Source organism: Methyloparacoccus murrellii (assembly GCF_054657115.1).
The window spans coordinates 24,611-43,833 of the sequence record NZ_BAAHXD010000023.1; the positions used below are offsets into that span (position 1 = coordinate 24,611).

At 63.9% G+C, this 19,223-nt stretch carries 21 protein-coding genes, 2 tRNA genes and 1 pseudogene; 13 read left to right on the top strand and 11 right to left on the bottom strand.

Annotated features, from left to right (window positions below):
- Positions 1 to 94: 94 nt before the first annotated feature.
- A tRNA-Pro gene (locus ACYQ1H_RS08265) sits at positions 95 to 171 on the top strand.
- Between the two features lie 296 nt (positions 172 to 467).
- Here the strand turns inward: ACYQ1H_RS08265 and ACYQ1H_RS08270 are convergent.
- A tRNA-Ser gene (locus ACYQ1H_RS08270) sits at positions 468 to 556 on the bottom strand.
- Positions 557 to 897: 341 nt separating this feature from the next.
- On the opposite strand from ACYQ1H_RS08270, the gene ACYQ1H_RS08275 reads away from it, so the two are divergent.
- The 6 genes from ACYQ1H_RS08275 (at position 898) to ACYQ1H_RS08300 (ending at position 4,976) form a co-directional block, all read left to right on the top strand.
- A complete protein-coding gene (locus tag ACYQ1H_RS08275; protein ID WP_460027574.1) occupies positions 898 to 1,245 on the top strand; it encodes a c-type cytochrome in 348 nt (115 codons plus the stop codon).
- Positions 1,246 to 1,598: 353 nt separating this feature from the next.
- Positions 1,599 to 2,963: a transglycosylase SLT domain-containing protein gene (locus ACYQ1H_RS08280; RefSeq protein ID WP_460027575.1), complete on the top strand. Its 1,365-nt coding sequence runs from the start codon at positions 1,599 to 1,601 to the stop codon at positions 2,961 to 2,963.
- Between the two features lie 7 nt (positions 2,964 to 2,970).
- On the top strand, positions 2,971 to 3,471 hold the full coding sequence (locus tag ACYQ1H_RS08285; RefSeq protein ID WP_460027576.1) for a CreA family protein: 501 nt from the start codon (positions 2,971 to 2,973) through the stop codon (positions 3,469 to 3,471).
- Positions 3,472 to 3,694: 223 nt separating this feature from the next.
- Complete coding sequence (locus ACYQ1H_RS08290) at positions 3,695 to 4,054, top strand: DUF488 domain-containing protein (RefSeq protein ID WP_460027577.1); 360 nt, start codon at positions 3,695 to 3,697, stop codon at positions 4,052 to 4,054.
- Between the two features lie 497 nt (positions 4,055 to 4,551).
- Positions 4,552 to 4,707 carry a hypothetical protein gene (locus tag ACYQ1H_RS08295; protein WP_460027578.1) on the top strand — a complete coding sequence of 52 codons (156 nt, stop codon included), beginning with the start codon at positions 4,552 to 4,554 and terminating at the stop codon, positions 4,705 to 4,707.
- 14 nt (positions 4,708 to 4,721) lie between these two features.
- Positions 4,722 to 4,976, top strand: a complete 255-nt coding sequence (locus ACYQ1H_RS08300) for a cupin domain-containing protein (protein ID WP_460027579.1) — start codon at positions 4,722 to 4,724, stop codon at positions 4,974 to 4,976.
- Between the two features lie 171 nt (positions 4,977 to 5,147).
- Here the strand turns inward: ACYQ1H_RS08300 and ACYQ1H_RS08305 are convergent, their stop codons facing one another.
- The 6 genes from ACYQ1H_RS08305 to ACYQ1H_RS08330 form a co-directional block, all read right to left on the bottom strand.
- Positions 5,148 to 5,834, bottom strand: a complete 687-nt coding sequence (locus ACYQ1H_RS08305) for a DUF2076 domain-containing protein (protein ID WP_460027580.1) — start codon at positions 5,832 to 5,834, stop codon at positions 5,148 to 5,150.
- Between the two features lie 209 nt (positions 5,835 to 6,043).
- A complete protein-coding gene (locus ACYQ1H_RS08310; protein WP_460027581.1) occupies positions 6,044 to 7,336 on the bottom strand; it encodes a dicarboxylate/amino acid:cation symporter in 1,293 nt (430 codons plus the stop codon).
- Between the two features lie 122 nt (positions 7,337 to 7,458).
- On the bottom strand, positions 7,459 to 8,247 hold the full coding sequence (locus ACYQ1H_RS08315; protein ID WP_460027582.1) for a ParA family protein: 789 nt from the start codon (positions 8,245 to 8,247) through the stop codon (positions 7,459 to 7,461).
- 94 nt (positions 8,248 to 8,341) lie between these two features.
- The gene (gene dnaQ, locus ACYQ1H_RS08320; protein WP_460027583.1) at positions 8,342 to 9,070 is read right to left on the bottom strand and encodes a DNA polymerase III subunit epsilon; all 729 of its coding nucleotides are present in this window, start codon (positions 9,068 to 9,070) and stop codon (positions 8,342 to 8,344) included.
- Positions 9,071 to 9,072: 2 nt separating this feature from the next.
- Complete coding sequence (gene rnhA / locus ACYQ1H_RS08325) at positions 9,073 to 9,528, bottom strand: ribonuclease HI (RefSeq protein WP_460027584.1); 456 nt, start codon at positions 9,526 to 9,528, stop codon at positions 9,073 to 9,075.
- On the bottom strand, positions 9,525 to 10,148 hold the full coding sequence (locus tag ACYQ1H_RS08330) for a class I SAM-dependent methyltransferase (protein WP_460027585.1): 624 nt from the start codon (positions 10,146 to 10,148) through the stop codon (positions 9,525 to 9,527). Before ACYQ1H_RS08330 ends, rnhA begins: the two co-directional genes overlap by 4 nt.
- Positions 10,149 to 10,335: 187 nt before the next feature.
- On the opposite strand from ACYQ1H_RS08330, the gene ACYQ1H_RS08335 reads away from it, so the two are divergent.
- Together ACYQ1H_RS08335 and rsfS are read left to right on the top strand one after the other, a co-directional pair.
- Positions 10,336 to 12,168 (top strand): lytic transglycosylase, encoded by a 1,833-nt coding sequence (locus ACYQ1H_RS08335; protein WP_460027586.1) that lies wholly within the window; start codon positions 10,336 to 10,338, stop codon positions 12,166 to 12,168.
- Positions 12,169 to 12,267: 99 nt separating this feature from the next.
- Entirely contained in the window at positions 12,268 to 12,639 is a 372-nt protein-coding gene (gene rsfS, locus ACYQ1H_RS08340) for a ribosome silencing factor (protein WP_460027587.1), read from the top strand.
- 116 nt (positions 12,640 to 12,755) lie between these two features.
- Here rsfS and ACYQ1H_RS08345 read toward each other — a convergent pair whose 3' ends face one another.
- The gene (locus tag ACYQ1H_RS08345) at positions 12,756 to 13,136 is read right to left on the bottom strand and encodes a (2Fe-2S) ferredoxin domain-containing protein (RefSeq protein ID WP_460027588.1); all 381 of its coding nucleotides are present in this window, start codon (positions 13,134 to 13,136) and stop codon (positions 12,756 to 12,758) included.
- Between the two features lie 101 nt (positions 13,137 to 13,237).
- Here ACYQ1H_RS08345 and ACYQ1H_RS08350 point away from each other — a divergent pair, with 101 nt between their 5' ends.
- The gene (locus ACYQ1H_RS08350) at positions 13,238 to 14,818 is read left to right on the top strand and encodes a peptide chain release factor 3 (protein WP_460027589.1); all 1,581 of its coding nucleotides are present in this window, start codon (positions 13,238 to 13,240) and stop codon (positions 14,816 to 14,818) included.
- A 51-nt stretch (positions 14,819 to 14,869) separates the two neighbouring features.
- Positions 14,870 to 15,007 carry a hypothetical protein gene (locus tag ACYQ1H_RS08355; RefSeq protein WP_460027603.1) on the top strand — a complete coding sequence of 46 codons (138 nt, stop codon included), beginning with the start codon at positions 14,870 to 14,872 and terminating at the stop codon, positions 15,005 to 15,007.
- Between the two features lie 115 nt (positions 15,008 to 15,122).
- Here ACYQ1H_RS08355 and ACYQ1H_RS08360 read toward each other — a convergent pair.
- From ACYQ1H_RS08360 to ACYQ1H_RS08370, 3 genes and pseudogenes are all read right to left on the bottom strand, one after another.
- Positions 15,123 to 15,242 (bottom strand): annotated as a pseudogene (locus ACYQ1H_RS08360) (PsiF family protein); the annotation flags it as partial.
- Positions 15,243 to 15,495: 253 nt separating this feature from the next.
- Entirely contained in the window at positions 15,496 to 16,176 is a 681-nt protein-coding gene (locus tag ACYQ1H_RS08365) for a DUF2231 domain-containing protein (protein ID WP_460027590.1), read from the bottom strand.
- A 143-nt stretch (positions 16,177 to 16,319) separates the two neighbouring features.
- On the bottom strand, positions 16,320 to 16,826 hold the full coding sequence (locus ACYQ1H_RS08370) for an NUDIX hydrolase (RefSeq protein ID WP_460027591.1): 507 nt from the start codon (positions 16,824 to 16,826) through the stop codon (positions 16,320 to 16,322).
- A gap of 117 nt (positions 16,827 to 16,943) precedes the next feature.
- Here ACYQ1H_RS08370 and ACYQ1H_RS08375 point away from each other — a divergent pair, with 117 nt between their 5' ends.
- Both ACYQ1H_RS08375 and aspS read left to right on the top strand, forming a co-directional pair.
- Entirely contained in the window at positions 16,944 to 17,240 is a 297-nt protein-coding gene (locus tag ACYQ1H_RS08375) for an FmdB family zinc ribbon protein (RefSeq protein WP_460027592.1), read from the top strand.
- A gap of 194 nt (positions 17,241 to 17,434) precedes the next feature.
- Entirely contained in the window at positions 17,435 to 19,222 is a 1,788-nt protein-coding gene (aspS, locus tag ACYQ1H_RS08380; RefSeq protein ID WP_460027593.1) for an aspartate--tRNA ligase, read from the top strand.
- The last annotated feature ends 1 nt before the right edge of the window (position 19,223 follow it).

Sequence of the window (19,223 nt, forward strand, 5' to 3'; positions counted from 1 at the left end):
TTCAGCGTTGAGTTGAAGCGCGGCAGCCTGTATAATGCGCAGCTTGAATCCGCTGTTGCATGATTCGCTTTACAGCGATTAAGTCCGTTTCAGGCGGGGTGTAGCTCAGCTTGGTAGAGCGCTACCTTCGGGAGGTAGAAGTCGGAGGTTCGAATCCTCTCACCCCGACCAATTCATACGTAATAACCCACCATGTGGGTGGTCCTTGCCTAAGGCATGAAGGTTCCGGGCCCGATGGGTCTCCTTCATGGCTGCGGTCCCTCTGATTTTCCACCAAAACAGGATTCTCTCCCCATCTGGCTGGAATCCGGCATTCGTTTCGCCACAAGCATCCGGTCGTGGATGGAGCCTTCGATCCAGGCTGGCCTGTGAGTCGAAGCTTCAGGCGCTCGTCGGGATGGATGCGAGGGGGGGAATGTTGCCGCTTATGGCGTGGCCACGAACGGCCGCCATTGCGCAGCAGGGAATGGCGGAAGCGGTGAGATTCGAACTCACGGAGGGGGTTGCCCTCGGCAGTTTTCAAGACTGCTGCCTTAAACCACTCGGCCACACTTCCGACGATACAGCTTCATGGCAGGAGGTCCGTGGTTGTGACCTTTGCCTTCGTCTGCCGGGTCCCGTTCACTGTGGAGACCACCGGGCAGGGCCGCAAAGCATACCCGAGAAATGCGCGCGCTACCAGAGCGGATGCCCGCACCCCGGGCCGGCAGGGGTTGCCATCGCGTCGGTCTCAGGCACTCGCCGACCCGCTGATTCCGGGGTGTCACGGGAGTGATTTCCCTTGTGACCCCCTGTTGAGTCTGAAATAATCCCGTGCGTTCGCGCCGGCACGTCCTGCCACAGGCCGGCCGGGGCGGGCACAAAGTACTTTGTCGTTCCAGAAGAGATGGAAATAACATGATGAATGTAAAGCCTTTGAAGGGTTTGTTGCTGATCGCGGGTCTGGTCGTTGCCGGTGCTTCCCTGGCTGGCGAACCCACCGCCGAAATTGGCGAAAAGATCTATACCCGCGCCTTCGGTCGGGGTTGCGGCACCTGCCACGATGTTCAGCCCAACCCCAATCTGTTCGAAAGCGTGAACAAGCTGAGCAAGGAAGAGCTGACCAAGGTTCTGGTCGAAGGTCGTAACGCCATGCCCAAGGCCATGGATCAGATCATGGCGCTGGGCCCCGTCAAGAGCGCAGGCCTTACCCAGGATCAGGCTATCGACGCGCTGATTGCCTATCTGAAGGCGGGCAAGAAGTAAGCCGGTCGCGTTGACCCCCCATAAACGCCGGGCTTCCGTGCCCGGCGTTTCGTACCGTGCGCTGCGCGAGGGCGGCTGCATGGCGGAATTCCCATCCCTGATGGCATCAACCCTCTTCTTGTCTGGTCAAGCCTAGCTGTGGAGGCAAGTCTGTGCTGAGTCGGTCCTGCGTCCCATTCAGTCAAGAGTTTCCGGCTGCCCGGGTATCCCTTTTCCCTCTGGCGCTGGCGGCAGTGTATTTCAGCGGCTGCGCCACATCGACCCCAGCTGTCTCGCCGACGAGTATTGCCGCCCGCGCGGGCTCTGGCCGGCCGGCCACGGTGAGTCTCGGGCCGCGCAGCGGCAACCCGGCCATGACATCCTCGCCGATCTCGGCCGTCAGCTATCTTCCCGAGCTCAACTTCGGCGATGCTTCCTTTACCACTGCCGCCATGATCGATCGTGTGGTGGCCCGCCATCGGCAGCAGCAGGCCGAGCTGGACCGTAATCGCCTGCGGGGGGCATCGGCGAAAAAACGGGGTGCCCTGGCGCACGCTGGCCGGAGTCGCAAGGGGCAGGCTCTGCCTGACGCCGGCCACCTGGCTGCCAACGGTTCGGGAGCCGCGGGTGATGCCTGCGCGAGTGCCATGGCCCGGCCCGCAAGCCATGCCGGGATGCGCGGTTCAGCAAGTGCGAGGCGGGGTTGTTTCCTGGCCGCTACTGCGCCGGCGGACGCGCCGGACATGGCCATGGTGCAGCGGACCTCCTGGCGTCAGGGCGATGTCTGGAATGCCGTGCGCGGTGGCCTGGTTCTGCCGGGCGTTCAGCATGAGTGGCTGGATGCCTATCTTGAACAGTTGCGGCAGCGACCGGGTTCGGTCGACTTCCTCCTGGCCCGCGCCGAGCCTTATCTGCCATACCTGCTGGACGAGATCCGTCGTCAACGGCTGCCCAACGACATCGTCTTCGTGCCCATGGTCGAGAGCGCCTTCCAGACCACCGCCGTTTCCAGCAAGCAGGCGGCCGGGTTATGGCAATTCATCGCCAGTACCGGCCAGCGGTATGGTCTCCAGCTGACCGAGGACTACGATGGCCGCTTCGATACTCATCCCGCCACCCAGGCCGCATTGAAGTACCTGAGCCATCTCAACCGGCTGTTCAATGGCGACTGGCTGTTGAGCTTCGCTGCCTACAATGCCGGTGAGGGCGCCGTGCAGCGGGCCATTCAGGCAAACCGTCAGGCCGGGGGCAGCGGCACCTTCTGGGAGCTGGAACTGCCGGCCGAGACCCGTCAGTATGTCGTCAGGATCGTCACGCTGAGCAAGGTGGTTGCCAATCCGGCGGCCTACGGCTTCAAGCCGCGCCATGCGTCCCCGCGCAACACCCTGGCACGGATCGAGACTCGCCCGGATGTCACCGTGGCGGAACTGATTGCCCGCTCCGGCATCGCGCCCGACGAGTTCTACAGGCTGAATCCGGCCTACAAGCCGGATGTCGAGCCGCCGGTGCAGGCGCGCAATTTCCTGCTGCCGCTGGAGCAGGCGGAAATCCTCATGGCGGCCAATCTGCCGGGCGCCAAGGTCTTCGCCCCGCGCAAGGTGGTCGTGAAGAAGGGGGAGACCCTGACCGCCATCGCCCGCCGGCATGGCATACCGGAGATGAAGCTGGCCGAGTGGAACGGTCTCTCGCCGAGCGCACCGCTCAAGCCTGGCCAGGAAATTCTGGTATTGGGGGTCTGATCAGCCGATGAAACCGGTCAAGCATTCCACGACGAGCGGCAAGCCCGTCAGGCTTCATCCAGGCCGCTTGCTGCTTCTCCTGCTGCTGAATGGTCTCGCTTCAAGCGGAGTGGCCGAGGAAATCGGCTCGGTCAACTATCGTTTCAAATGGCTGGGTCCCAGCGACAAGATCGTGGTCGAAGCCTTTGACGATCCGCAGGTGGCCGGTGTCACCTGCTACCTCTCGCGGGCGGAGACCGGCGGCGTCAAGGGGCTGATGGGACTGGCGGAAAACCCGCCCAAGGTGTCGCTGGCCTGTCGCCAGATCGGTCCCATCGACGCGGTTGCCGTGACGCGGCTCAAGGACGCCCAGGAAGTGTTCAGCGCCCGCGCCTCGGCGATTTTCAAGACGACCCAGGTGGTGCGCTTCTATGATGAAAGGCGCGCCGTTCTGGTCTACCTGACCTATACCGACCGCATCATTGATGGCAGTCCCGAAAACGCCATCAGCATCGTGCCGGTACGCTGAGCCTCGGGTCGTCGCCGGCAAGACCCTGTCCCGGTCGGTCACCGCCGTTTCCGGGATGCCGTCGCAGGGTTCGAGCGAGCGGAACCGGGCGCTTGCGATCCTCTGCCGAGCAACGGGCCGGGCCGGTCATCACCATCAAGGTCCAGGACAGGCTCTGTCACCCCGGGCGGGCCCTTGGGCTCTCGCATCGATGATCGGGTCAACCGCCGCGTGAGTCCTTGCCATGAACATCACCGTCCGACGCGTTTATGACCGGCCTGTCAGGGAGGATGGTATCCGGGTTTTGGTGGATCGCCTGTGGCCGCGTGGCCTGTCGAAGGCCAGCGCCGAGATCGATGTCTGGATGAAGGAGCTGGCCCCTTCCTCCGCACTTCGTCAGTGGTACCGGCACGACATCCAGAAATGGCCCGAATTCAAGGCGAAATACGTTGCCGAACTCGATGCGAATCCCGAAGCGCTTGGCAAGCTGATCGAGCTTGCGACTCGCAACCCGGTGGTCCTGCTGTACGGAGCCCGCGAAGCGCGATGCAACAATGCCGCGGTCCTGAAAGAGTATCTCGAGGCCAGGTTGAGCGGGGCATGACCGGCAGCTGGCCGGCTTTCATGACGGCGGCGTGAGGTGCGCCACGACCCCGGCGATCTTCGTCAGGCATGCGCCAACGCATGCGCAGATCGCCACTGCGGTTTCCATTCACCGATTTGTATCGGCGCGTATCGGATTTTTCACCGGATACAGGCCGATACATAAAGGCCGGATCAGGCCGATGACAGCGTGACCGGTGGCAGTCAAAAATCTCCCCGCAAGCAAGGCCCGATCGTCGGGTGATTCTTATATTCGTGCCGGTGGAGAGAAAATGGAAAGCTCAAGCAAGATGTTGCGCAGTCTGTCGTTCGCGGTCGGCCTCCTGAGCCTCGGTGGATTGTCGGCGGCCTGGGCGCATGGTCCCGCTTGGCCTATGCCGTATCCCCCCGCGCCCGGCATCTCCATACAGTTGCCGCCCGTCATGGTCGGGGTACCCTTTGCCCCGCTGCCGCCCCCACCTCCCGTATATTGGGGCGGGGGGATGCATCACCACCACCATGATTGGCACCCTCCGCATTACCATCACCCGCATCGGGGCCATCATCATCACCATGGCCACTGGCATTGATCATTTCGGCATCGGGCCGGCAGGGACAGGGCAAGCGCCGGAGATGGCCGGTGCGGCAGGTGGTGGACGCCTGGCTAGCGCCTGAACCGGGAGGTAACGATGGATATCAAATCGGTGCGACAGGACTGGCAGCAGCGCGGGTTCACCTGCGATCTGTGGGTGGGCCCGCCGGGTCAGCGCTGGGAGGGCTATGTGCACGCCACCGATGAACGGGTGATGGTCGTCGAGGGTATGGTCGAATTCGAGGTGGCGGGCATCGTCCATCGTCCTGCTCCGGGCGTGGCGCTGCGCATACCGGCAGGCGTGCTGCATTCCGTGCGTAACCGCAGTCAGTCGCCGGCCCGGTGGCTGTAGGGCTATGGCCGGCGTTGCACCGGGCCGGGGAGATCCTGCTTGATCCTCCCGGCTGGGGGAGTATCCTCGCTGTGTGATCAGGGCGCCGAAACGCCAGGGCGCGGGCCGACGCGCGCTGTGGCGTTCGGGTCCAGCGTTGCGGGTTTCGCCGGCATGTCGTCCGCGCGCTGGTCAGACATCCAGGCTGTTGATGTCGCCATCGACGGCCCAGTCATCCAGGCTGGCTGGCGAATCCTCGCCAAGGCGGTTGTCGAAGCCGGCCTCTTGGCCGGCGGGGCTCATGTCTCCGCCATAGTAGCGGTTGATGGTGACGTTTTCCGGTGCCATGTGAGCATCCTGGGGGCTCGCTTCACTGAGCCCATGGCCGGCGCCCGGATGTTGCCCCAACAGGCTTTCGAGGCCGTGAAACAGGAAGGCGCCGCCCGCCACGCCCGCGGCCGTTGCCGCGGCGGCGCCGAGGAAACTGCCGAAGCCACCCCCCATCGGCGTCGATCCCGGCAGGGGATTGGCGCCGGCGCCGGACGCCGGCTGTCCCGCCCGCAACAGCGGGGCGGAGCCCGTCGTGGCGGGGTGTTGTGCCCAGGGTTCATGGCCGAGAAAACCGCTGGGCGCCGCCGTCAGACCGCTGTTCCGGGCCCGGCGGAGCTGGTCTTCCAGCTGCTCGATACGGGCTTGGGCGGCCCGCAGCCCCTGTTCCTGCAGTAGCGCCTTCTGAACCAGCAGGTACAGGGCATCGGGCTGGATCTGTGCGGCGCGGGCGATCAGTTGCTCGGCTTCGGGGTCCTTGGCAAGGCCGCGAATGTTTTCCAGCTGCGCCAGAAATTCGGTCAGCAGCTTTTTTTCGTCGGGATTCATCATGCGGGACGGAGAGGGTTGCTGGGGGTTGGGAGAATCAGTCTTGCGTGGACAGCGTCACGGCATGGGATGTATGGCGTCGATCCTGCCATTCAAGGGGCAAGCCGGCAACGTTGGCACGCGTGATCTCGCCTTGACGAGGCGGGATTGCCGTTCATTTGGGCGCGGGGCACCCGTCGGCGTCATGTCGGGCGCCTGAAACAGCCACCCGGTCAGTCATTCGGGTAGCGTTTTTCCCAGGCATCCAGCAGGATGGCGACCAGCATGTCGCTGAGCACGTTGACGGCCGAGCGGAGGCGGGCCAGCAGCCAGTCCACCGGCGCGATCAGGGGGATGGCTGCCGCTACAACGGTTTCCGGCAACCCGGCGGCGCTCAGCACCAGCGGCAGGACGATCAGCCCGGCTTCGGGGACACCGGCGATACCCATTCCGGCCAGCAGCGCGGCCAGGGCGACCTGCAATTCCTGGCCGAATTGCAGGTCGCTACCCAGTGCCTGCATCAGGAACAGTGCGGTCATCACTTCGTAGAGGGTGACGCCGTCATTGTTGAAATTCGTGCCGGCACAGGCGGCGAGTCGCGCCGAGCGATCGCCGACACCTAGGCGCTTGAGGCAGCGCAGGGTGACCGGCACCGTCGCCAGGCTGCTGTTGGTGGAGAGCCCGGTCAGTATCGCATCGGCTCCGTGTCCGAGGTAGGCGCGGGGCGGTTGTCTGGCGACCAGCCAGGCCATCAGGGGGTAATAGACCAGCCCATGCAGGATGAGGCCGAGCGCGATGACACCGAAATAGCCGGCGAGATCGGCGAATATCCCCAGTCCAGCCTTGCCCACCGCCTGGGCCACCAGGCCCAGTACCGCCAGGGGTATGAACTGGACTAGCCAGCCGAGAACCTGGCTCAGGACCGCGTAGAACGCGCTGATCGACCCTGTCAGCGGCGTCAGGTCGATGAGGTCGCCATTGCCCGGTTGACGCCGCAGGCGGGCAATGGCGGCACCGAACAGCAGTGCCAGCAGCACCACGCCGATCACGTTACCGTTCAGGATGGGATCGAGCAGACTTTGCGGGACGAGGCTGCCGAGACTTTGCAGGGGCTCCAGCGAAGTCTTGGGCAAGCTGCTCGCCGGTGCCGTTGGCGGTGCACTGATCCTGGTCATCAGCTCGTCGAGGTGACCCCGCCAGGCCAGCCCGGGCTGGAGCAGGCGCATCAGGCTGAGTCCGAGCGCGAGCGCCACCGTGACATTGAAAAGGCAGATGCATATCAGGCGCCTGCCACTGCGTGCCGAGATGGGATGCCGGACGAAGGCGTCGAGGATGCCGAAGAGGATCAGCGGAATGGCCAGAGCCTTGAGCAGGCGGATGATCAGCAGGCCGATCTGGCCGAGATCGGCGTTACCCAGACCCCGGAGATAGGGCTCGGAGCCGCCGGCAACGCCGAGGATCATGCCCAGTAGCAGGGCGAGCAGAACCCGCACGGAAAGTGGCCAGCGGGCAGGGTGCAGGCTCATGGCCATTGCTGCGGGGAGAGCGGTTACCGTCGCGCCGTGGCGGCAGCATGGCTCGCCGGGACAGGATGGGCGCGGGTGCTGGGCATGGATAGCCGGCGGCAACGCGCCCGTCAACCGGCGATCTAGCCGGTGCGACGCTGGTCAAGTTCGCGGTGCAGGGCGCGGAACTCCTCGCTCAGCTTGTGTTCCGGCACGTAGTGGATCAGGGGGCGCGAGAGGCTGTGCGACTCCCGCACCTTGACCGAGGGCGAGAGCTTGGTATCGAGTACCGGCTGGCCCTGGTTGAGCAATTCATCGACCAGCTGTTGCGGCAACTTGGCACGGGTCTGGAACTGGTTGACGATAACGCCCTCGATTTCCAGGTCGGGATTGTGGTCTGCCCGGATTTCTTCCAGGGCATTCAGCAGGTTGTAGAGCGCCTCGCGCGAGAAGGCATCGCAGTCGAAGGGGATGAGGCAGCTGCGGGCGGCGATCAGCGCCGATCGGCTGTAGAAATTGAGCACCGGTGGCGTGTCGATGTAGACGTGCTCGAAGCTCGTCAGGCTCTCCAGCGCCTCGCGCAGCTTGTAGATCTTGTAGCGCGATTCCAGTCGCGATTGCAGGGGTTCCAGTTCGGGGTGCGAGGGCAGGACATGCAGGTTGGGATAAGGCGTTTCGTGGATCAGATCATTCAGGTGATCGCCCTGGCCCTTGCCGAACAGGTTCAGGCTCAGCGATTCCTTGAAGAAGTGGGCGATGGTGGCGTCGGCATCGGCAACCTTGTCGCCGAGCAGGTAGTGCGAGGAGTTGCCCTGGACGTCCAGATCGATGACCAGGGTTTTCCTGCCCTCCGCTGCGCTGATGGCCGCCAGGTTGCACGTGATCGTGGATTTGCCCACGCCCCCTTTCTGATTGAATATCACCCTGCGCATTCGGTATTCCCCGTTGGATTGGTGCCTCCGAAGTATAAGCAAAAATCCAACCCTCCCCAATGCCCTCCCTCGCGAAGGATGGGCGCGGCGGGTTTCAACCGGCCTGTTTCCAGAGGCAATGGCCGCCGCTGGCCTTGTCGATGGCTTCGAGCCGGGCGGCATGGGCGGCCAGTTCCGCGTCCGTGCAGCGAAGTATCTTCAGCGGCAGGCGTTGACGCGGTCTGGTTGCCGCGAGGTCCATCGGTTGCGCCGCGCCAGGCCCCGGCTGGGGCAGCGGCTCGGGTTCCAGCAGCAGGGTGGTCTGGCCGCCGGTCATGGCCAGGTACACCTCGGCCAGGATTTCGGCGTCCAGCAAGGCACCGTGCAGGTTGCGGTGGGTATTGTCGATCCCGTAGCGCTTGCACAGGGCATCCAGGCTGTTGCGCTGGCCGGGATGTTTCTTGCGGGCCATCAGTAGCGTGTCGAGAATCGCGCAGTAATCGCCGATGGTTTTGTAGCCCGCGGTGAGCCGGTTCAGCTCGTGGTTGAGGAAGCCGACATCGAAGGGGGCGTTATGGATGATGAGTTCGGCCCCGGTGACGAAGTCGATGAAGTCCTGGACGATATCCGCAAAGCGCGGCTTGTCCGCCAGGAAGTCATTGCTGAGGCCATGCACCGCGACGGCACCGGCGTCGACTTCCCGCTCCGGATTGAGATAGACGTGAAAGCGGCTGCCGGTCAGCTTGCGATCCACCAGTTCGACGCAGCCGATTTCGATGATGCGGTGTCCCTGCGCCGGTTCCAGACCGGTCGTCTCGGTATCCAGGATGAGTTGTCGGGCCATGATCAGGAACCTTGCTTGCGGGTGGTCAGGATTTCGTCGATGCCGCGATTGGCCAACCGGTCGGCCCGCTCGTTCCCGGGATGGCCGGCGTGTCCCTTCACCCAGCGCCACTCGACCCGGTGCGGTGATTGGACCGCTACCAGCTGTTGCCAGAGATCGGCATTTTTGACCGGGGTGTTGCTGGCAGTACGCCAGCCCTTGCGTACCCAGTTGGGCAGCCACTCGGTGATGCCTTTCATCACATAGGTGGAGTCGGTGGTGATGATGGCCGCGCAGGGGCGCTTGAGCGCCTGCAGCGCCTGGATGGCCGCCATCAGTTCCATGCGGTTGTTGGTGGTATCGGGCTCGCCGCCATAGAGTTCCAGTTCGCGGCTTCCGCAGCGGAGCAGGGCGCCCCAGCCACCGGGGCCGGGATTGCCGCGGCAGGCGCCATCGGTATAGATCTGCACGGATGTCATGTCGTGGTGCGGTTGGGGTTCAGTTGCGGTGTTTCGATCAGTTTGCTGGTTACCAGCTGGCTCAGGGATGACCATTCCGGCTCGATAGGGATGAGGGTATAGCTGCGCTTGATGGCCTTGATCGCATAGGCCAGCGAGAGGCCCGCCTTGACCTCTTCCCAACCCGTTTGCGGATTTCTCAGCGCCTTCTCGCGCAGGCTGTCGAAGGCCGCCACCAGTTCGGCGTCGAATTTCAGCAGGCTCAGCCAGTCCAGCAGGTGATGGCCGGCGATCAGCCGCGCCTTCCAGAACGAGTCGTGCTGGCCCAGCTTCAGCAGGCGGCGGGGGCTCCAGGGGTTGAGGCCGAGGATGAACAGCCGGCCCTCGGGCTTCAGCACCCGTTCCGCCTCGCGCAGCACCTGGTGGCGGTCGGGGACGAACTCCAGCACGTGCGGCAGCAGCAGGATATCCATGCTTTCGGTCGCAAAGGGCAGGGCGCCGGCGCTGCCCTGCACAAAGGTGGGAAAGCTTCGCGGCCCCTGCCGGTCGAGCAGGGCGAACCCGCCAACGAAGTCGGCATCGATGTAGCGGCTCTCGCAGCCGAGCCGGCCGACCTGCAGCGTCCGGGTGCCGTAGGCCATGTTGAGGTTCGTGCGGAGATACGTGGATTCAAGGGCTTGCAGCGCTTGTCCCAGACTGGCCACGTGATACCATTTGAGGAACTCGTGTCGAGAATGAGGGTTGGCCGATTGCATTTTTACTTGTGTATCCGGCGCGTCAACGCGTTCAGGACTGGTTCAACCCGACAAGATGAGGGCTACCAAGGCAATGCTGCTGAATAAATCCCAGATCAGAATGATCTGCTGCGTTTCCATCGTTGCATCAGTCCTGGCAGGATGCTCCAGAAACGAAGTCAAAAGGAAACCCACTATACCCGATAGCGCGGAGGCCTCGTCAACCGTCGGCAAGGCCAAGAAGAAGGCCTCCCGCGGCTCGCAATATGACACCCTCTGGGACCGCCTGTTCGCTCTCTACGCGCTGCCGAATATCGATCACCCTGACATCGATCGCGAGCTGAGCTGGTTCGCCAACCACCCCAGCTACCTGGAGCGGGCGCAGAACCGTGCCGAACCGTTCCTTTATTCCATCGTGAAGCTGGTCGAGAAGAAGAAGATTCCCGGCGAGCTGGCGCTGCTGCCGATCGTCGAGAGCGCCTTCCAGCCCAATGTGGTCTCGCCCGCCAAGGCTGCCGGCATCTGGCAGTTCATCCCCTCCACCGGCTCGAACTATGGGCTCAAGCGCAGCCACTCCTATGATGGGCGCCGCGACGTCTATGCGTCCACCAAGGCGGCCATCAAGTACCTCCGGAAGCTGCATGGCGATTTCGGTGACTGGCTGCTGGCGATAGCCGCCTACAATTGTGGCGAAGGCGCCGTGGCCCGCGCCATACGGCGCAATGAGGCCGCCGGCTTGCCCACCGATTTCTGGTCGCTGAATCTGCCCCAGGAAACCCGTGCCTATGTGCCCAAGCTGCTGGCGGTTGCCCGGCTGTTTGCGGATGCCGAGCGCTATGGCATCGCCCTCAAGGATCTGCCCAATGTGGCGCGGTACAAGCCCGTCAAGATCAACAACCAGCTGGATCTTGCCTTGGCCGCCGATGCTGCCGGCATCTCCCTGGAGAAACTCTACGAACTGAACCCGGGTTTCCGCGGCCAGTTTGCGGATGTCGACGGCAGCTTCCACCTCTATATTCCCGCGGACAAGAAGGCTGCCGATTTCCGCCAGGAAGTCGAGCGGCTGTCGATGACGCGGCGTTCCTATCTGAGGTCCGATCCCTATGCGGAGGCGGAGAGCCTGCCCAGCGAGCCCGATGGCGCTTTCCAGAGCTTCCGTCGTGAATTCAGCCGGAATCCGCCGCCCCCGTCTGGAAGAATCACCGGGGGACGCTACATTCCGATGTCGGCGGCAATGCCGGCCGATGCCGAGCCGGATCCCAATCAGCCCGCCGTCGAGCGCAGCGTGACAGCGGAACCTTCCCGGCCGGCACGCATGGCCAGCCTTGCCCGCATGGATGCCGGCCGCTCCCCGGCCCCGACCCTGGCGGAATCGGTCCCCGTCGAACTTCCGGCAGCATTGCCCGGCGAACGCAGCGGCAGGCGAATGGCGGCTGAATCGCCGTCGCCACCGCCCGCCACCCGCCGTGCCGAGCCGGAGGAAGTCGCCACGATCGAGACCGCCAAGGCCAGGCCAAGGCCGGCCAAGGCCAGCCATCACGAGGTGCAGAAAGGGGAAACCCTCTATGCCGTTGCGCGGAGGTATTCGCTCGACGTGACGCAGCTGGCTGAATGGAACAACATTCCCATCACCACGCGGGTACAGGCCGGACAAAAGCTGGTGGTGAGCGACACTCAGGCGGCCAGGAAGGCTCCAGCCGCCGGTCTGGTTTCGGCCAAGGCCGCCGGCCTGCCTGCTACTGCCAGAACGCGAGGCTCGGCAACGGGCGGTACGGGTCCGGCGAAGCCGGCGGGTACCTCCGCTGCCACCAAGCATGCCGACAGCAGCAAAACCAGGGTTGCTGCCAGCAACGCGAATAACCGCAAAAAGCCGGGCGCCAATACCGCAGCGGCGGCCGACTTGCGCAAGGTGGCGGCCAACCGCTGAAGGCCGCTCTGGTCCCGCCGCGCCGGCAAGACCCGCGTCGCCGGCTATCCCGGCCCCGGGCGCCCGGGGCCTCCAAACCTTTCCATCCCGCTCATCCGCATGAATGCCGAACAGTTACTGAAGCTTGTGCTTGATACGCTTGAAGATGCCAAAAGCCGTGATGTTGTTGTCATGGATGTCCGCGGCAAGACCAACATGACGGATTTCATGGTCATGGCCAGCGGCACCTCGGAACGTCATGTCAGGTCCATCGCCGGGCATGTTGCCGAAGAGGCCAAGAAAAACCAGATCCTGCCGCTGGGGATGGAGGGCGAGACTGTCGGCGAGTGGGTACTGGTCGATCTGGGCGACGTCATCGTGCATGTGATGAAGCCCGAGACCCGCGAGTTCTACCAGCTGGAAAAATTGTGGCGGGGTGAGGCAGGGATGGCGGCAAACGCCGGCGAATTGCGCCAGCAGGTGGCCGCCTGAGGAGCGTCTCCCACCCCTCCTCGTGCTCATGGCGGGCAACTGCCCGATCCATGGTGATCCCCGCCGCCCTGCCGGTCCGGGAAGTCCCTGCCACCGGGAGGGTATGCCGACCTGTCTCAGGGCAGCCGGTCGGGACCCGCGAACTGGTAATCTCTGAGCGGGACGCCACCGATCAGGTGGCTCTGGATGATGGCTTCCAGCACCTCGGGTGTGCAGGAGTGATACCAGATGCCCTCCGGGTACACCACGCTGATGGGGCCCTGCAGACAGAGCCTCAGGCAGTTGGCCTTGGTTCTGGCCACCTTGCCGGGTTTCGAGAGACCCAGTTCATCGAGCCGTTTCTTCAGGTATTCCCAGGACGCCAATCCGGCCTCCAGGTCGCAGCACTTGGGTTTGCTCTGGTCGGCGCAGAGAAAAATATGCCGCTCGCTGACGCCTATGCCCAGGGCATCGGCAGCTTTTCGCAGTCGGGTGTTGGCGTTGCGGGTCTCGGGCATGTTCAGCTCCATTATTCGATGGGTGTATGGCTTTGGGCTTCCTGTGAGCGAAGCGGTTCGTGGACCGCGCGCTATAATCATGGGTTTTTTCCCTGCCTTCAATGTCTGATTTATCCGCGGAACTCGAACGGCGGCGCACGTTCGCCATCATCTCCCATCCCGACGCCGGCAAGACTACTCTGACCGAGAAGCTGCTCCTGTTCGGTGGCGCAATTCAGCTGGCCGGCTCGGTCAAGGGCCGCAAGGCGGCCCGCCATGCCACCTCCGACTGGATGGAGATGGAAAAGCAGCGCGGTATCTCGGTGACGACCTCGGTCATGCAGTTCGAACACCGCGCGCGGATCTTCAACCTGCTCGACACGCCCGGCCACGAGGATTTCTCCGAGGACACCTACCGCACCCTCACCGCTGTCGATTCGGCCCTGATGGTCATCGACAGCGCCAAGGGTGTCGAGGAGCGGACCATCAAGCTGATGGAAGTCTGCCGGTTGCGCGACACGCCGATTCTCACCTTCGTCAACAAACTCGACCGCGAGGGCCGGGAGCCCATCGAACTGCTGGACGAAGTCGAGCGTATACTCAGGATCCGGTGCGCACCCATGACCTGGCCCATCGGCATGGGCAAGCGTTTCAAGGGCGTCTACCACCTGTACCGGAATGCCGTGCAGTTGTTCAGCCCTTCGCACGGCGACCGTATCGTCGAGGGCGAGATCATCGAGGGGCTGGATAATCCCCGGCTGGACGAAATCCTGGGCGATCAGGCGGACGAGCTCCGCATGGAAATCGAGCTCGTGCGCGGCGCCAGCCATACCTTCGATCAGGCGGCCTACCTGGCCGGGAAGCTGACGCCGGTGTTCTTCGGTTCGGCCATCAACAACTTCGGTGTGCTGGAACTGCTGGACACCTTCGCCGATTTCGCGCCCTGTCCGCAGGCGCGCCAGGCCCGTGAACGGGTGGTCCTACCGGAGGAGGAAAGGTTTTCCGGTTTTGTTTTCAAAATCCAGGCCAACATGGATCCGGCGCACCGTGACCGCATCGCCTTCCTGCGCATCTGCTCGGGCAAGTACACCAAGGGCATGAAGATGACTCATGTCCGCACTGGCAAGACCGTGCAGATCGCCAATGCGCTGACCTTCCAGGCCGACAGCCGCGTCAACGTCGAGGATGCCTATCCGGGCGACATCATCGGCCTGCACAACCACGGTACCATCCAGGTCGGCGATACCTTCACGCAGGGCGAGTCGCTGAAGTACGAGGGCGTGCCGTATTTTGCCCCCGAGCTGTTCCGCCGCGTGGTACTCAAGGATCCCCTGCGTGGCAAGGCCTTGCAGAAGGGCTTGCAGCAACTGACGGAGGAGGGGGCCACCCAGCTGTTCAAGCCGCTGAAGAACAACGATCTCATCCTGGGTGCGGTTGGCGTGCTGCAGTTCGATGTCACCGCCTTCCGCCTCAAGTCCGAGTACAACGTCGAATGCGTCTATGACGCCGTGCCGGTGACCACTGCCCGCTGGGTTTCCTGCGACGACCCCAGGAAGCTGGAGGAATTCAGGCGCAAGGTGCACGACAGTCTGGCCGAGGATGGCAGCGGTTATCTGGTCTACCTCGCCACCAGCCGTGTCAACCTGTCCCTGGCCCAGGAACGCTGGCCGGATATCCGGTTCAGCGCGACGCGCGAGCTTTGACGCTGTCCAGCGGCCAAAAAAATGCCCGATGCCTGGCGAGGCATCGGGCGCTTGACCGGAGCCAGTCCGGCGCCGAAGCTTATCGAGCTGCTGGAGCTGCTGGAGCTGCTGGAGCTGCTGGAGCTGCTGGAGCTGCTGGAGCTGCTGGAGCTGCTGGAGCTGCTGGAGCTGCTGGAGCTGCCGCCTTGACCGGTGCCGGTGCGGCGTTGGTGGCCGCCGGAGCCGGAGCCGCTGCCGGCGCTGCCTCGCCCGGTTTCTTCGACAGGCATCCCTTCATGAAACTCTTGCGAGCTTCTCCCTTGAGAGACTGGGTTTTGGCCTCGGCATTGCAGGTTTTCATCTTCTCCTGTTGGGCGGTCAGCGCAAACGCCGAGTGTGCGCCGAATGCAAGCATTGCCGCGACCAGGATGACGGGTTTGTTCATGCTGTTGACTCCTTCTTGATTGAGAGCTGATATAAGGGACGGAATCGTCGGCCATCAGTCCGCGATGCCGCCCGGTGAAGTCTAGCAGCTGATGGAACCGGCGTGGACCGGGTCGACCTGGAAAGAGGGAAGCATGGATTGCCGTTCGGCCGGAGCCGGGCATGTGTCGCGGACCCCGGACCAACGGCAATCCGGCTCGTGGCGGGCCGTCACTGGCAGGCGTGATCGAACGCGCTTCTTTCTCCGCGCCATCTCAGGGCGTGTCTCCGCTGGCCGGCGTTGCCACTTCTGTGTCCGGGCTGCCGTGCAGGTGATGGTGGTGTTCCTCGTTGGTTTGCAGGCTTTGCACGCCGACGCCGTGCCGGTAGACCATCATGCCGCCCAGGTCGGCACCCAGGAACAGGATCAGGGACATGAGGCCGGACAGCATAAGACTCAGGGCCAGCGCCATGCTTGAGTGCGGTATGCCGCCGATTCGGCGCCAGAGTGCAAGGGCAACGGACAGCGAGGCAACGGTAAGGCCGGCGCGCTCGTGCCATTCCATGATGTCATGCACCCGAGCGCCATGCGGGACCGTTTCTGCGGCGATCAGTCCGGAGGCAGCGGTGACGACCGCCCCGAACGCCCCGAGGTAGAGAAGGCCACTGGCAAGTTGCCGGGCCGCCCTGTTCCTGAAGAGCAGGCCATAGAGCTCGACCAGGAAAAACCCCATCAGAAAGGCAATGGGGAAATGCAGGACCAGCGGATGAAGGTTGGTGCCCAGCGTTTCGACTCCGCCCAGCAGGTTCCAGCTGCCGGGGCCATCGCGGGTGATGGCGGCCAGGAAATGGTCTATCAGGGCCACCAGTCCGCCGCTCTGGTCATGGCCGGCATGCACGCCGGGGAGCAGGTCGCTGGGGTCGGCGCCGCCGAAGTCGAGGGAAAATATAGCCATGGTGTGCTCTGTGACGGTGTTGGGGGTGTTGTCGGTTGGTTTTACCCTGCCTTGGCGCAGTTAGTCCCGAGTGTCGTATTCAAGTTTCCGTCGGCACCGGACGCGGTGGGTCGGCGGATGTGACCGTCGCTAGCGGCCCGTGATTATCGGGCCGACCGGGCACAGCCGTACAGCCAGCCAGTCGCAGCATCCGCAACCAGCCCCGAGCCGTTGTCACGACTGTGCCGGCCGGCACGGATCACGGCGTCCAGCCCATCCACCAGCGGCCATGCCGCCAGTGCCTCGGGGCTTGCCCAGCGTGCCTCCGTCGCGTCCGAGGCAGCCTGTGGCAGGGCTGGCGTGCCTAGCTGGAGGTACGCCAGGAAATCGATGATCACGTAGTGGAAGCCTTCGATGCGACGATCGGCGATAGCGATGATTCTCTCCGGCAGAACGAGCAGCCCCGTTTCTTCCCGTACCTCGCGCCGGCAACAGTCTTCCACGGTTTCGCCATACTCCAGCCGGCCGCCCGGCAGATGCCACTGTCCGGCGTGCGGCGGGTGCGCCCGGCGGACCAGCAGTACCTGCCCTTCGGCATCGAACACGAGCGCGCCGACGCCGATGGCTGGCGGCAGCCGGCTTGGTGTGACAACGGTTGTACTATCCGGCATGGGGGGTCCGCCCGCTAAAATGCCTTGCATTATGCGCAAATTGCCGCCTCGTGGGTTCTTGAAATTGCCACGGGTCGCCTTATCTCGTTTCAGTCCCAACTCAACAGGAGTCGATGCATGCCTATCTACGAATATCAATGCAAAGCTTGCGGCCATGAGATGGAAGCCTTTCAGCGGCTTTCCGACGACCCGCTCAAGGAGTGTCCGGCGTGCGGCGATCTCGAACTGACCAAGCTCGTTTCGGCGGCGGGTTTCCGCCTGAAGGGTGGCGGCTGGTATGAAACCGATTTCAAGGGCAAGCAGGACAAGAAAAGGAACCTGGCCGGCGATACCGGTTCGAGCGGGGGTGACGCCGGCAAGGGGGCCGGCAGCAGCACGGGTGGCGACGCCAAGCCCACCTCGACGGCCGGCTGAGCCCGTCTGGCAGGCCGGAGTGGCCTGCCAGACCCTGGCCTTGCGTTTCCCGCGGCAACGGCCTTGCCTGCGGTCCCATGGTGCCCGGCGTCCGGTGTCGTCCGGTTCCTGACCGGCGGGCGTGGCCGCCGGTTGTATCCCCCCCTGCAAGTCCCTAAAATTCACGCCTTTTTCACCGAATTCGAGAATCAGACATGCGTAGCCACCGATGTGGGGAAGTAACGGAAAGCCATCTGGGCCAGGAAGTCGATCTGTGCGGCTGGGTCCATCGGCGGCGCGACCATGGCGGCGTCATCTTCATCGACCTTCGGGACCGGGAGGGTCTGGTTCAGGTTGTATTTGATCCTGATTACGCGGAAGCCTTCGGTCTGGCGGAGTCGGTGCGCAGCGAATACGTGCTGCGGGTGCATGGCAAGGTGCGTGCGCGCCCGGCCGGTACCGAGAACCCGAACCTGACAACCGGCAAGATCGAGGTGCTCGCCACCCGGCTGGAAATCCTCAACAAGGCCGAGACGCCGCCGTTCCCGCTGGAGAGCGAGGTCGAGGTCAGCGAGGAGACGCGCCTGCGCTACCGCTACATCGACCTGCGTCGTCCCGTCATGCAGCAGCGCATGCGTCTGCGCCGCGACATCACCCGGCACCTGCGCAACTTCATGGACCATCACGGCTTCTACGAGATCGAGACGCCGTTTCTGACCAAGGCCACCCCGGAGGGTGCGCGCGATTACCTGGTCCCCAGCCGCACCCATCCCAATCACTTCTTCGCCTTGCCACAGTCACCGCAGCTGTACAAGCAGCTACTGATGATCTCCGGCATGGATCGCTACTATCAGGTGGTGCGCTGCTTCCGCGACGAGGATCTGCGCGCCGACCGCCAGCCGGAATTCACCCAGCTCGACATCGAGACCTCGTTCATGGACGAGAGGGCCATCACCGACCTGATGGAGGCGATGATCCGCGAGCTGTTCCGGAAGACGCTGGGTGTCGAACTGCCCGATCCGTTCCCGCGTCTGACCCACGCCGAGGCCATGCGACGGTTCGGTTCCGACAAGCCCGATCTGCGCATTCCGCTGGAGCTGGTCGACGTCGCCGACCTGCTCGAGGACATCGAGTTCAAGGTCTTCGCCGGCCCGGCCAGGGATCCGGATGGCCGGGTGGTGGCATTGCGCCTGCCCAAGGGCGGTGAGCTGTCGCGCAAGGAGATCGACGAACTGACCCAGTTCGTCGCCATCTATGGTGCCAAGGGGCTCGCCTACATCAAGGTCACCGATCGGGCTGCCGGCATCGAGGGGCTGCAATCGCCCATCGTCAAGTTCCTGCCGCCGGAAGCCGTCCTGGCCATCCTGGATCGGGTCGGGGCCGAAAGCGGAGACCTGGTGTTCTTCGGTGCCGACAAGGCCAAGGTCGTCAACGAATCCATGGGTGCCCTGCGGCTCAGGGTGGGACATGACCGCGGCCTGGCGCAAGGCGACTGGGCGCCGCTGTGGGTGGTGGATTTCCCCATGTTCGAGTGGGACGACAAGGAGAACCGCTGGTTTGCCCTGCATCATCCGTTTACCGCGCCCAAGTGCACGCTGGAGGAACTCCGGGCCAATCCCGGCCAGGCGATCTCGCGCGCCTACGACATGGTACTCAACGGTACCGAAGTCGGCGGCGGTTCGGTGCGCATCCACCAGACCGAGATGCAGGATGCGGTGTTCAAGCTGCTCGGCATTGGCGACGAGGAAGCGCAGCAGAAATTCGGTTTCCTGCTCAACGCGCTGAAGTATGGCGCCCCCCCGCATGGCGGCATCGCCTTCGGCCTCGACCGGCTGGTGATGCTGATGAGCGGCGCGACCTCGATCCGCGAGGTCATGGCGTTCCCCAAGACCCAGTCCGCTTGGTGTCCGATGATCGGCGCGCCAGCCGAGGTCAACGACCTGCAACTGCGGGAACTCGGGATACGCTTGCGCAAACCGGCCGAAACGGCAAAGGCGGAGTGAC